The sequence below is a fragment of the Pseudoduganella sp. jia 12 genome (assembly GCF_055502675.1).
Genome location: NZ_JBUXKP010000007.1, coordinates 378,152 through 390,740, shown reverse-complemented (window position 1 = coordinate 390,740; position 12,589 = coordinate 378,152). Strand labels below are relative to the sequence as shown.

Here is a 12,589-nt window from a genome sequence, read left to right as displayed (position 1 = left end):
TGGCCTCTCATTGGGATTTCAGTTGAAGGGCGGGCGTGACCTGGCAGGCACGCCACGTCGGCAGCAGGCCCGCCAGCAGTGCGGCGGCGACGGCCATGGCGAACGTCGCCAGCAGCATCGCCCAGTCCATTCTGGCGACGATGGCCAGTTCCTTCGATTGCAGCGAGATCAGGAACAGCGCGCCGACCGCCAGGAGCAGTCCCAGGACACCCCCGGCCAGGCCGATGACGCCTGTTTCGACCAGGAACTGGCGGAAGATGTCGCCGCGCGAAGCGCCCAGCGCGCGGCGCACGCCGACTTCCGGCGCCCGCACGGAGAACTTCGCCAGCAGCAGCCCGATCGTGTTCACGAGGCACAGGACCAGGAAGCCGAACGCCAGCCAGGCGGACAGCTTGTTGTCATTGCCGACGACCTTCAGGTGCTCCAGCCACTCGGTCAGGTTGTACAGCGCGTTCGGCGCCTTGCGCTGCATGCGGCCCAGCTTGCGCTGCTCGGCCGCATAGCCGTCGATCCAGTCCTGCAACGCCTCCCGGTCGGAGGCGGAGCGCAGCTCGAACCAGAATTGCAGCCAGGTGCATTCCGAATCGAGGAAAGACTGGTAGCCGGCCGGTACGGTGCTGGTGCAGTTCGTGCTGCCCCAGTTGGTCCATTCATGGCGGACGGCCAGGGACAGCGGAATGAAGAACTCGTCGTTCTGGTCGAAGGGTCCCATGCCGACGATGCGGTGGAAGCGGGGCACCGGGTCCCATGTGTCGATGACGCCCGTCACGAGAAGGTCGAAGCCGTTGTAGCGCAGCCGCTTGCCGACCGGGTTCGCGCTCCCGTACAGCTTTTCGGACAGAGCGCGGGTCAGCACGATGACGTCGGCACCGGCCTTGTCGTCCGCCTCGCTCCACGCCTGGCCATACACGAACGGGATGTCGAACATCGCAAAGAAATCCCGCGTCGGGCCGCCTCCCGTGACATTGAAGGGCGCCAGGTCTTTCCGGTCGGGCTGCAGCGCGCCGCCCACGCCCATCATCGCCGTGCGGCGATCGCCCTGGCCGCCGGCCAGCAGGTTCATCGCGTCGCGGTAGCTGACCTGCTCGTCGTTCGGTTCGTCGCCAGGCGAAAAGCCTTCAAGCGGACCGTTGTTGAACACGACCGAGACCAGCCGCTCGCTCTTGTGCGGCATCGGGTTGCCGGACATGACATGCAGGATCGTCAGCGTCGACACGCTGGCCGCCACGCCGATGGCCAGCGTGAGCACCATCAGCGCCGTCAGGGCCGGATTGCGGCGCAGGTTGCGCAGGCCCAGTTTCAGGTAATAGCCGAACATGGTTCCTCCTCAGGCGGCCAGCGTGGGCGACTTGCGCACCAGGTCCGACACCTGGCCGTCGATGATGTGCACGTTGCGCTGCGAGCGCGTGGCCAGTTCAGGGTCGTGCGTGACCATCAGGATCGTGGTGCCCTGGGTATTGATCTCTTCCAGCAGTTCCATCACGCCGCGCGCCATCTGCGTATCCAGGTTGCCGGTCGGCTCGTCCGCCAGCAGCAGCTTCGGCGTGCCGGCCAGCGCGCGCGCGATGGCCACGCGCTGCTGCTGGCCGCCCGAGAGTTCGGCCGGATAATGCTGCATCCGCGATGCCAGGCCCACCTTGGCCAGCGCATCCTCGATGCGCTCCTTGCGTTCGGCCGCATTGAAGCCGCGGTAGCGCAGCGGCACGTCCACGTTGTCGAACAGCGACAGGTCGGGGATCAAATTGAACCCCTGGAAGATGAAGCCCAGCTTCTCGTTGCGCAGCCTGGAGCGGGCATTGTCGTCCAGCCCCTTCACGTTGACGCCATCGAGGATGTATTCGCCGGCCGTGAATTCCTCCAGCAGGCCGGCGATGTTCAGGAAGCTCGTCTTGCCCGAGCCGGAGGGGCCTGTGACGGTAACGAATTCGCCCTGTTTCACATGGATCTCGAAGCCGCGCAGCGCGTGCGTTTCGATCATGTGGGTGCGATAGACTTTGCTCAGGTTTTGCATGCGCAGCATGGCGGCCTCGTTTTTCAATGGGGTTAGCGGTTGATGGCGACGCGCTTGGCGTTCCCGAAGGTGTCGGTACCGGCGACAACGACCTGGTCGCCCTGTTTCAGGCCGGAGAGGATCTCCACGGCATTGATGCTGGTGGCGCCCAGGCGGATCGGCGTGCGCACGGCCACGCCATCTCGCACCAGGTAGGCATGGCGGCCGCCTTCCGATTCCACGAAGGGCCCGCGCGGCAGCAGCAGCGCATCCGGCTTCTCATCGATCAGCAGGCGTGCCTGCACGCGCTGGCTCTGGCGCAGGCCTTGCGGCTGCGTGCCCTCGAAGCGCACGCGCGCCAGCACCTGGTTCTTCACCACTTCGGGAGACAGGGCCGACAGCTTGCCGGTGGCGGTGGCGCCGTTGACGGTGATCTCGGCGCGCATGCCCAGGCCCAGGTCGTTGACATAGGTCTCCGGCACTTCGAGTTCCACTTCCAGCGCGGACAGGTCCACCAGCGTCATCAGCGGCGTGTTCGCCTGCACCACGCTGCGGTTGGCCACGCTCAGCGTGCCGATGAAGCCGGCGACGGGCGCACGCACGGTCAGCTCGTCCACGCGGCGCCGGGCATTGGCCAGCACGAGCTCCTGCCGTTCCAGTTGCGCGGTCTTGGTGCGCAGGGCCAGGTCGACGTCGTCCTTTTCCAGCGCCGAGGCCTGGGTCGCGTGCCTGGCGCGGATCTCGGCGGCACGCAGCGCATCCTTGGCTTTCTGGTAGTCGATCTTCGCGACGACACCTTCGTTGGCCACGCTGTCGTAGCGCTCCAGCGTCCGCTGCGCGGACAGGCGGTCGATCTCGGCGGTATCGGCATCGCGCTGCGCCAGCAGCTTCTGCTTGCGCGCCAGGATCTGCTGGCGCGCCACCTCGGCCGCCAGTTCCTGGTAGCTCGACTGTTCCTTTTTCAGTTCATCGGTCAGGTCGGGCGATTCCAGCACGGCCAGCACGTCGCCCTGCTTCACGGTATCGCCGGCACGCACCTTCAGCGTGACGGTGGAAGAGGGTGCCGTCGAATACAGCGTGGGGCTGACGGCGGCCACGATGCGGCCATTGACGGCCGCGTCGCGGACCAGCGTGCCGCGCGTGACCTCGGCGATGCGCAGCCGCGCCGCGCTGACCGAATGTTCGCTGGCCGACCAGTTGCCGAAGGCCACGGCGAACGCGGCAACGATCGCCGCGCCGCCGGCGGCAAGCAGCGCGCGGCGTTTCCACGGCCGGCCGGGCGGCGTGGCGATGACGGTGTCCTGGTCGGAAGTGTCGCGGATCATGGCATTGGCGGTCGGTGGTTGTCGCGCATTGCCACGCAGGAAACGTGCCAATCGCTAAGTGCTTGAATTTGCGGGTGGAGGCCGGTGTTGTCCGGTGTCCGCGGCTGTCCGCGGGCGTCCGTGCGGGCGCCATGTGTATCGCCGTGTATCCGCCCGCGTACACGATACGCGGTCTTACGCCTGGCCGGGATGTGGACATATCCGCCATACATGGGCGCGGTCTAATGACTCCATCGCAACCAACCACGAGGAGTTCATGATGAAAACGACGAACACGACGAACACGACGAACACGACGAACATGCTTGCCGCAGTGCTGCTGGCCGTTGCCGGCATCGCTTCCGGCGCCGCCGCCGCCGAAGGCCTGACCCGCGACCAGGTGCGCGCCGAGGTGCTGGCGGCACGCGCCGCCGGCACGCTGTCCAGCGGCGGCGAAGGCTACCAGGCTATCGACCATGCCATCCTTTCCACGCGCAGCCGGGCCGACGTGAAGGCCGACCTCGTCGCCGCCCATGCCGCCGGCACGCTGTACGCGGGCGAGGCCTATCCGGGGCCGTTCCCCGAAGCGAAGCCGGTTGCCCGTGCGGCGGTGCGCGCGGAACTGGCGGCGGCACGCGCAGCCGGCACGCTGGTCGACGGCGATACGTATCCGGCGCCGGCGATGTATTGATGGGCGCCCTGGCGATGGAGCCGCCGCGGCAGGGCGATGCGCGGGCGGCCGGCGGCGAAGCGCCGCTGGCCGCTAATGATTCGCCGGCTTTTTCGGTTTCTTCGCGATGACTTCACGGCAATCGCCCCTCAGCGTGGCATTGTCGTAGTCCGTCCAGCCATAGCTGTCGACCCAGCGCGTGTGGCGCTGGAAGGCGGGGGACAGGAAGCTCCATTCGAGGCGGTCGCCGGGGTAGCGGATGTCGGCCATGTCCAGCAGCGTGTGGAACATGTTTTCGGTGGCCAGTTTCGCCTTGCGGTGGCGGTGCAGTTCGCGCACCTTGGCCGGGTAGCGGTCGCCGTATTGATCGGAATACCACATGAAGGCGGGCACGCGGAACTCGTGTTGCGTGTTGTGGCCGTGGAAGGCCAGGCGGCAGGTGCCGTCGTACAGCGTCTGGCCATGGTCGGCCACGTACAGCAGCGCGCTGGGATGCGCCGCCCCTTTCAGGCGGCCGAGCACCTGCGCGAGGAACCAGTCCGTGTACAGGATCGTATTGTCATAACTGTTGTTCAGCCGTTCCTTGATCGCGATATCGGTATAGACGGGCTTGTCGATGCCGAACAGCGACGGCTGCCAGCGGTCGAACGGCTGCGGGTGGCGCTGGCTGTAGTTCCAGTGGCTGCCCAGCGTGTGCAGCACGATCAGCTTCTTCGGCGCGGGATCGGCCATGGCCACGCGCAGCGGCTCGAACAGCACTTCGTCGAGGTTCGACTTGTCGGAAAAGCCGCCCAGGTTGGTGAACTGCACCACGTCCGCCTCGCGGGCGAACACCGAAACGGGCGTGTCGAACTTGCCGAACGAGATCTGGTTCGACAGCCACCACGTGCGGAAACCCGCTTCCTTGTAGGCGGTGATGAACGATTTTTCGTTGAAGCCATCTTTCAGGCTCTGCCTTGCCGGCTTCCTGGAAATGATGACCGGCACGGACAGCCGCGTGGCCGAGACCGCCGTGATCACATCCGGCAGTGCGACCAGGTTGGCTTCCTGCGCCAGCAGCGGATTGGTATCGCGCCCGTAGCCGAACAGGCGCCAGCGGTCCTGGCGCGACGATTCGCCGATCACGAGCACGATCGTTTCCGGCACGTCGTCCGGCGCGGGCTGGTCGGCGCCGAACTTGAAATGGCGGCTCGTTTCGTTCAGCTGGGCCAGGTAGCGCCGCTCGCGGTAGAAATCGATGCCGCGCGCGGCCAGCCCGAATGGCCAGGAATCGATGAACGCGCCGAAATGCACGGGCGGGCTGGCCCACGCCGGCAGCGGTGCCAGCGGCCAGCCGGTGACCTGGGCGCCACGGGCGGCACCATTCGACGAGGACGATGACGAGGATGCGGAGGCGGACGCGGCCTGTGGCTTGCCCGCGCCGAATTCCCATGCATACGCAGCCACCAGCACGAAGCTGCCCAGCAGACCCAGCGCTACCCAGCGCGACGGCCCCTGCCAGTCCAGGCCGCGCGTCAGCCGGGCCGCGCGGAACGTCATCACCCACCAGGCCGCCACGAACACCATCACGGCCAGCATCGTCCAGACCTTGTTGCCCAAGAACTCGAGCGCCTCGACGGGGCTGGTCTCGGCCAGGATGCCCAGGTGATGTGTCGAGATTCCCTGGCCATAGAAAACCAGCAGGTAGATTTCGGTCGGCAGCGCCATGAAGGCGGGGATCAGCAGCCAGTGAAAATAGGCAGGGCGCTTGAATACCGCCCATACGGCCGTCCATGCCGCAATCTCGATGCCCAGGATCTGCCAGCCGCCGGCCACGGGATTGTCGAGCAGTACGCGAATCCATGGCACCAGCGACAGCGCCAGGTAACTGAACAGGATGAACAGGTGGGCCGGGCGCGGGGAGCGGAAATTCAGTGACGGCGGAAGCATGCGGCGATATCGGAGGAGCGGGCGCCTGGCGGGCAGGCGCGTAAGGGAGCAGGTCCATTCAGGATGGGCGCGCTATTATGCGGGCTTTTCCCGCCGCCGGGCAGGTATTGCCCTGCTTAATTCGTTTGCAAAGTGGTTGACTGGACTTTGCGCTCCGTCTATACTCGCGAGTTCTCGATTTAGTCTGCACCTCGTATACGCTTTTTTCAGGCCGCCTTCGCAGAGGGTGGCTGTTTGCGTCTTTTGCGAGCGCGGCTCTGGAGACTGGTTTTAGCCCCCGGGAACATGTTCAGCTGCCCGGGTTGTCAATAGCAGTAATTTTGTTGGATTTAGAACGATGCCAACCATCAATCAATTGATTCGCAACCCACGTACCGCACTGGTCGTGAAGAGCAAATCGCCGGCACTTGAAAACTGCCCGCAAAAGCGTGGCGTGTGCACCCGCGTGTACACCACCACTCCGAAGAAGCCTAACTCGGCACTGCGTAAAGTTGCCAAGGTACGCCTGACCAACGGTTTCGAAGTCATTTCGTACATCGGCGGTGAAGGCCACAACCTGCAGGAACACAGTGTCGTGCTGCTGCGCGGCGGCCGTGTGAAAGACTTGCCGGGTGTGCGTTACCACATGGTTCGCGGCTCGCTGGATACCCAGGGCGTCAAGGATCGTAAGCAGGCTCGCTCGAAGTACGGTACGAAGCGTGCCAAGGCTGCCAAGAAGTAATTTTCTTGCACTAAGTTAATCCTTAGTTGCATACACAATGAGTTGAGGCGGTCGCGAGACCGAGTAAGTGTGAGGCCATGATGGTCCACGCGAGTGCCAGCGAGGCACTCAACTGAAGACAGGAAGGAATAGACATGCCACGTCGTCGTGAAGTACCCAAGCGCGAAATTCTGCCGGATCCAAAGTTCGGCAACACCGAAGTCGCCAAATTCGTTAACGTTCTGATGCTGTCCGGCAAGAAGTCGGTTGCAGAAAACATCATTTACGGTGCATTCGACCATATCCAGCAAAAATCCGGCAAGGATCCGCTGGAAGTGTTCACCGCAGCGATCAACAACGCCAAGCCGATGGTTGAAGTGAAGTCCCGCCGTGTCGGCGGCGCCAACTACCAGGTGCCGGTTGAAGTGCGCCCAGTGCGCCGCCTGGCCCTGTCCATGCGCTGGCTGCGTGAAGCTGCAAACAAGCGCAGCGAAAAATCCATGCCGCAACGCCTCGGTGGCGAGCTGCTGGAAGCTGCGGAAGGCCGCGGCGGCGCGATGAAGCGTCGTGACGAGGTGCACCGTATGGCTGAAGCGAACAAGGCGTTCTCGCACTTCCGCTTCTAAACACTCCGGCCGGCACGACCGGCCTTTGTTCAAGCCGGGCGCATTTTTGATTCAAGAATGCTGCTCGGTTTTGTCCATTCAAAGATTTAGGATCTCATTATGGCCCGCAAGACCCCCATCGAGCGCTACCGCAACATCGGTATTTCCGCTCACATCGACGCCGGCAAGACGACCACGACCGAGCGCGTGCTGTTCTACACTGGCGTGAACCACAAGATTGGTGAAGTGCACGACGGCGCAGCAACCATGGACTGGATGGAGCAGGAACAAGAGCGCGGCATCACGATCACGTCCGCGGCCACGACCTGCTTCTGGAAAGGCATGGCCGGCAACTTCCAGCCGCACCACATCAACATCATCGATACCCCGGGCCACGTCGACTTCACGATCGAAGTGGAACGTTCGATGCGCGTGCTGGACGGCGCCTGCATGGTCTACTGTGCAGTGGGCGGCGTGCAGCCGCAGTCGGAAACCGTGTGGCGCCAGGCTAACAAGTACAAAGTGCCGCGCCTGGCCTTCGTCAACAAGATGGACCGTACCGGTGCCAACTTCTTCAAGGTCTACGAGCAGATGCGCGCTCGCCTGAAGGCCAACCCGGTGCCGATCCAGATCCCTATCGGCGCGGAAGATTCGTTCGCCGGCGTGGTCGACCTGGTCAAGATGAAGGCGATCATCTGGGATGAAGCATCCCAGGGCATGAAGTTCGACTACAAGGACATCCCTGCAGAACTGCAGGCGCAGGCAGCCGAGTGGCGCGAGAAGATGGTGGAAGCCGCCGCCGAGTCCAGCGAAGAGCTGATGAACAAGTACCTGGAAGAAGGCGACCTGACCGAAGCCGAGATCAAGCAGGCGCTGCGCACCCGCACGATCGCTTCGGAAATCGTGCCGATGATGTGCGGCACCGCGTTCAAGAACAAGGGCGTGCAGGCCATGCTGGACGCCGTCATCGAATACCTGCCGTCGCCAGTGGACATTCCGCCGGTCGGAGGCACCGACGACGACGAGCAGCCTGTCACCCGTGCCGCTTCGGACGACGAGAAGTTCTCGGCCCTGGCATTCAAGATCATGACCGACCCGTTCGTCGGCCAGCTGGCGTTCTTCCGCGTGTACTCCGGTGCCGTGAACTCCGGCGACACCGTGCTGAACTCGGTGAAGAACCGCAAGGAACGCCTGGGCCGCATCCTGCAGATGCACGCCAACCAGCGTGAAGAAATCAAGGAAGTGCGCGCCGGCGACATCGCCGCCGCCGTGGGCCTGAAAGACGTGACGACCGGCGAAACGCTGTGCGATCCGACCGCGATGATCGTGCTGGAACGCATGGTCTTCCCTGAGCCGGTGATCCAGCAGGCCGTCGAGCCGAAGACCAAGACCGACCAGGAAAAAATGGGCCTGGCGCTGAACCGCCTGGCACAGGAAGATCCGTCGTTCCGCGTGAAGACCGACGAAGAGTCCGGCCAGACCATCATCGGCGGCATGGGCGAGCTGCACCTGGAAATTATCGTCGACCGCATGAAGCGTGAATTCGGCGTGGAAGCCACCGTCGGCAAACCGCAGGTTGCATACCGCGAAACGATCCGCAAGGCCGTTACCGACGTGGAAGGCAAGTTCGTCAAGCAGTCCGGTGGTCGCGGCCAGTACGGCCACGCCGTGCTGACGATCGAACCGCAAGAGCCGGGCAAGGGCTTCGAGTTCGTCGACGCCATCAAGGGCGGTGTGATTCCTCGCGAATACATCCCTGCGGTGGAAAAGGGCGTGCGCGAAACGCTGAACAGCGGCGTGCTGGCCGGCTACCCGGTCGTCGACGTGAAAGTAACCGTGACCTTCGGTTCCTACCACGACGTGGACTCGAACGAAAACGCGTTCCGCATGGCCGGTTCGATGGCGTTCAAGGACGGCTGCCGCAAGGCATCGCCGGTCATCCTCGAGCCGATGATGGCCGTGGAAGTGGAAACGCCGGAAGACTACGCCGGTAACGTGATGGGCGATCTGTCGTCCCGTCGCGGCATGGTGCAGGGCATGGACGAAATCCCGGGCGGCGGCGGCAAGATCATCAAGGCCGAAGTTCCGCTGTCCGAAATGTTCGGTTACTCGACCTCGCTGCGTTCCGCAACGCAAGGCCGTGCAACGTACACGATGGAATTCAAGCACTACTCCGAAGCGCCGAAGCACGTTATCGACGCAATCGTGACCGCGAAAGCGAAATAAATCAGAATAGCGTTTATCGGCCGGGGCAAAACCCCGGTCGGACAACCTTAAATCATAGTTCTAAGGAAGAAATAAAATGGCAAAAGGTAAGTTTGAGCGGACTAAACCGCACGTCAACGTCGGCACCATCGGTCACGTCGACCACGGCAAGACCACGCTGACGGCTGCAATCGCAACGGTGCTGTCGAAGAAATTCGGCGGCGAAGCCAAAGCCTACGACCAGATCGACGCTGCTCCGGAAGAAAAAGCACGCGGCATCACGATCAACACCGCGCACGTCGAGTACGAAACCGCTGCCCGTCACTACGCGCACGTTGACTGCCCAGGCCACGCCGACTACATCAAGAACATGATCACCGGCGCAGCGCAGATGGACGGCGCGATCCTGGTGTGCTCCGCAGCCGACGGCCCGATGCCGCAGACCCGCGAACACATCCTGCTGGCCCGTCAGGTTGGCGTGCCTTACATCATCGTGTTCCTGAACAAGTGCGACCTGGTCGACGACGCGGAGCTGCTGGAACTGGTGGAAATGGAAGTGCGCGAGCTGCTGTCCAAGTACGAGTTCCCTGGCGACGACCTGCCGATCATCAAAGGTTCGGCACGTATGGCCCTGGAAGGTGCAGCTGGCGAGATGGGCGAAGAGTGCATCATCCGCCTGGCCGACGCACTGGACACCTACATCCCGACGCCTGAGCGCGCTGTGGACGGCGCCTTCCTGATGCCTGTGGAAGACGTGTTCTCGATCTCCGGCCGCGGTACCGTGGTGACCGGCCGTGTCGAACGCGGCATCATCAAGGTCGGCGAAGAAATCGAAATCGTCGGCATCATCGACACCGTGAAGACGACCTGCACCGGCGTGGAAATGTTCCGCAAGCTGCTGGACCAGGGTCAAGCTGGCGACAACGTCGGCCTGCTGCTGCGCGGCACCAAGCGTGAAGACGTGCAGCGTGGCCAGGTTCTGGCCAAGCCGGGCTCGATCAAGCCGCACAACCACTTCACCGGCGAGATCTACGTGCTGTCGAAGGATGAGGGCGGCCGTCACACCCCGTTCTTCAACAACTACCGCCCTCAGTTCTACTTCCGTACGACGGACGTGACCGGCTCGATCGAGCTGCCAGCGGACAAAGAGATGGTCATGCCGGGCGACAACGTGTCGATCACCGTCAAGCTGATCTCCCCGATCGCCATGGAAGAAGGCCTGCGCTTTGCAATCCGTGAAGGCGGTCGTACCGTCGGCGCGGGTGTTGTAGCCAAGATCCTGGGCTAAGCTTTGCGTTGAGTAGCGGGACCCGGCGTGATATCATGCCGGTCCCGCTGCTTTCATGTTTGAGCAGTCGTTGTAGTGTTGTAAAGAGTTGCATATTTCCATATTGCCGGAGAAGTGTTTGTACACTGCGCCGGTTCGTTCTTTTTAAGGAATCAGCATGTCCACCCCGAATCAAAAGATCCGCATCCGCCTGAAGGCTTTCGACTACAAACTGATCGACCAGTCCGCACTGGAAATCGTTGACACCGCCAAGCGAACCGGCGCCGTGGTCAAAGGTCCGGTTCCCCTGCCGACCCGCATCCAGCGTTTCGACGTGCTGCGTTCCCCGCACGTGAACAAGACCTCGCGCGACCAGTTCGAAATCCGTACCCACCAGCGCCTGATGGACATCGTGGATCCGACCGACAAGACCGTTGACGCCCTGATGAAGCTGGACCTGCCAGCTGGCGTGGACGTCGAGATCAAGCTGCAGTAATCGACTTATCCAGATTCGTTGCATCGGGTGGCGTCACTGACGTGACGGCCGCCGGATGAGAAAACGGGCACTTCGCATTGGCGAAGTGCCCGTTTTGTTTTTTGCCCTGCTTCAGCCGCGTCTGGACATTTGGACCGCCAGCATGGCTGGTTCAGCTATCTTTCAGTGAGGCAGGGCACGGATCGTCAAGTTTTCGAAATAGTCGATATTCTGGGCTCTTGGGTGCCCGGCGCTGTCGGTTCGTCCCTCGTCGACAACATCATTTCCCTTGAATACCCGGTAAGCGAAATTAGCGGCTGGTTTTCCGCTATGCGGGTCGATCAATCGTGCACGGTACACGGTCATGCTTTCTTCCGTTGCGGGCTGCGCAATAAGCTGCTGACCAGCAGCCGATGGCGCAGGCTGGATCTGAAAGATCGATGGACGAGGCTTGGGGCCTCTGCCAAATACCTCATCAAGAACACCTTCTCCTTGCGCCGTGTCGGCCCATACGTGCAGCACGATTGCGAGATTGGATGGGTCATCCGCAGCCGCCGGACGATGCCATTCCACGATTTTTCGCGTTCTCGCGCTCGATCGAAGCCGTATAACGCTTGCTGTGCCGGTCGTCGCTCCGAGCGTGGCCGAGTAATCCTCCAGGAATGTCGTCGATACTTCGTTCTCATCCGACTTGCCAACTATCTCGGGCAGGAAAGACTGCGCCTCCGCCAATGCCGGAGCGTTTTTTTCCGTCGATTTCAAACGCATGGCTTTCAGGCGGAACCGCAACGGCACCCCTTTCCAGTCGAAGCTTCCCTCGACCAACGAGCTCTCAAACCAGTTCGAATCCGGAACTCCGGGGATCGATCCAAATGGCAGGCAAAAGCCACCTGCGCCCGTGGCGCCGAGGGCTGAGCCACCACCGCGGACGCCGCTGAGTATTGCAGTCATCCGTTGCTGTGCAAGTTCGGAAAGCCTTTGCACGGAGCGCTTCCTGAACTCGAACGATGTTCCATTCTCGTAGGCATAACCCAGTATCACCACGGCACTCGGATCAATCGGCGGCCTTTCCTCTTCATTGAGGACCAGCATAACGCCGTGATTGCGCGGCAATGAGATACGGCTGCGTACATACCTCTGCCCGGCAGCACTGGAAGGCTTCATCGCTTGCTGCACCCTGGCCTGGTACGCGGATTGACCTTCGCGGTAAGTTTGTACGTCTGCCCAATAGAACGTGCTCGTGTTGGTGAAGACCTGAAGCTTCCCAGGTACCGAAAATATCACTCGGCCCGCGCAATACGGATTGGAAACCACTGCGCGCCCGTAAGTCGATGAGCGTATGGCTGCACTGGACGAAGGTTCGCACCCTTGCAATGCCAGAACAATGAGTAAAGCCAGGAGCCGATACCGGCCTTTTTTCAACAAGTTATGCATGGTCGCTTCC

At 62.5% G+C, this 12,589-nt stretch carries 11 protein-coding genes; 6 read left to right on the top strand and 5 right to left on the bottom strand.

The genetic code is table 11. The annotated features are described in order from the left end of the window. Nucleotides 1–7: 7 nt before the first annotated feature. From ACY65G_RS18055 to ACY65G_RS18045, 3 genes are read right to left on the bottom strand one after another with little or no spacing between them, the layout of a single operon-like run. Entirely contained in the window at nt 8–1,318 is a 1,311-nt protein-coding gene (locus tag ACY65G_RS18055) for an ABC transporter permease (protein WP_464998676.1), read from the bottom strand. 9 nt (nt 1,319–1,327) lie between these two features. Next, nucleotides 1,328–2,020, bottom strand: coding sequence for an ABC transporter ATP-binding protein (locus ACY65G_RS18050; protein ID WP_464998675.1), 693 nt, complete (start codon nt 2,018–2,020; stop codon nt 1,328–1,330). Between the two features lie 23 nt (nt 2,021–2,043). Further along, complete coding sequence (locus tag ACY65G_RS18045) at nt 2,044–3,315, bottom strand: efflux RND transporter periplasmic adaptor subunit (protein ID WP_464998674.1); 1,272 nt, start codon at nt 3,313–3,315, stop codon at nt 2,044–2,046. 256 nt (nt 3,316–3,571) lie between these two features. Between ACY65G_RS18045 and ACY65G_RS18040 the strand changes: the two genes are divergently transcribed. After that, nucleotides 3,572–3,985, top strand: coding sequence for a DUF4148 domain-containing protein (locus ACY65G_RS18040; RefSeq protein ID WP_464998673.1), 414 nt, complete (start codon nt 3,572–3,574; stop codon nt 3,983–3,985). Nucleotides 3,986–4,057: 72 nt separating this feature from the next. On the opposite strand, the gene ACY65G_RS18035 is transcribed toward ACY65G_RS18040, so the two are convergent. Next, nucleotides 4,058–5,893, bottom strand: a complete 1,836-nt coding sequence (locus ACY65G_RS18035; RefSeq protein WP_464998672.1) for a phosphoethanolamine transferase — start codon at nt 5,891–5,893, stop codon at nt 4,058–4,060. A 337-nt stretch (nt 5,894–6,230) separates the two neighbouring features. Here ACY65G_RS18035 and rpsL point away from each other — a divergent pair, with 337 nt between their 5' ends. The 5 genes from rpsL (at nt 6,231) to rpsJ (ending at nt 11,166) form a co-directional block, all read left to right on the top strand. Further along, nucleotides 6,231–6,614, top strand: a complete 384-nt coding sequence (gene rpsL / locus ACY65G_RS18030; protein ID WP_464998671.1) for a 30S ribosomal protein S12 — start codon at nt 6,231–6,233, stop codon at nt 6,612–6,614. A 134-nt stretch (nt 6,615–6,748) separates the two neighbouring features. Continuing rightward, complete coding sequence (gene rpsG, locus ACY65G_RS18025; RefSeq protein WP_130186566.1) at nt 6,749–7,219, top strand: 30S ribosomal protein S7; 471 nt, start codon at nt 6,749–6,751, stop codon at nt 7,217–7,219. 99 nt (nt 7,220–7,318) lie between these two features. Next, nucleotides 7,319–9,424 carry an elongation factor G gene (gene fusA / locus ACY65G_RS18020; protein ID WP_464998670.1) on the top strand — a complete coding sequence of 702 codons (2,106 nt, stop codon included), beginning with the start codon at nt 7,319–7,321 and terminating at the stop codon, nt 9,422–9,424. A gap of 76 nt (nt 9,425–9,500) precedes the next feature. Then, on the top strand, nt 9,501–10,691 hold the full coding sequence (gene tuf, locus ACY65G_RS18015; protein ID WP_464980306.1) for an elongation factor Tu: 1,191 nt from the start codon (nt 9,501–9,503) through the stop codon (nt 10,689–10,691). 157 nt (nt 10,692–10,848) lie between these two features. Beyond that, a complete protein-coding gene (rpsJ, locus tag ACY65G_RS18010; protein WP_130186563.1) occupies nt 10,849–11,166 on the top strand; it encodes a 30S ribosomal protein S10 in 318 nt (105 codons plus the stop codon). A 162-nt stretch (nt 11,167–11,328) separates the two neighbouring features. Here rpsJ and ACY65G_RS18005 read toward each other — a convergent pair whose 3' ends face one another. Next, nucleotides 11,329–12,579: a hypothetical protein gene (locus tag ACY65G_RS18005; RefSeq protein ID WP_464998669.1), complete on the bottom strand. Its 1,251-nt coding sequence runs from the start codon at nt 12,577–12,579 to the stop codon at nt 11,329–11,331. Nucleotides 12,580–12,589 lie beyond the last annotated feature (10 nt).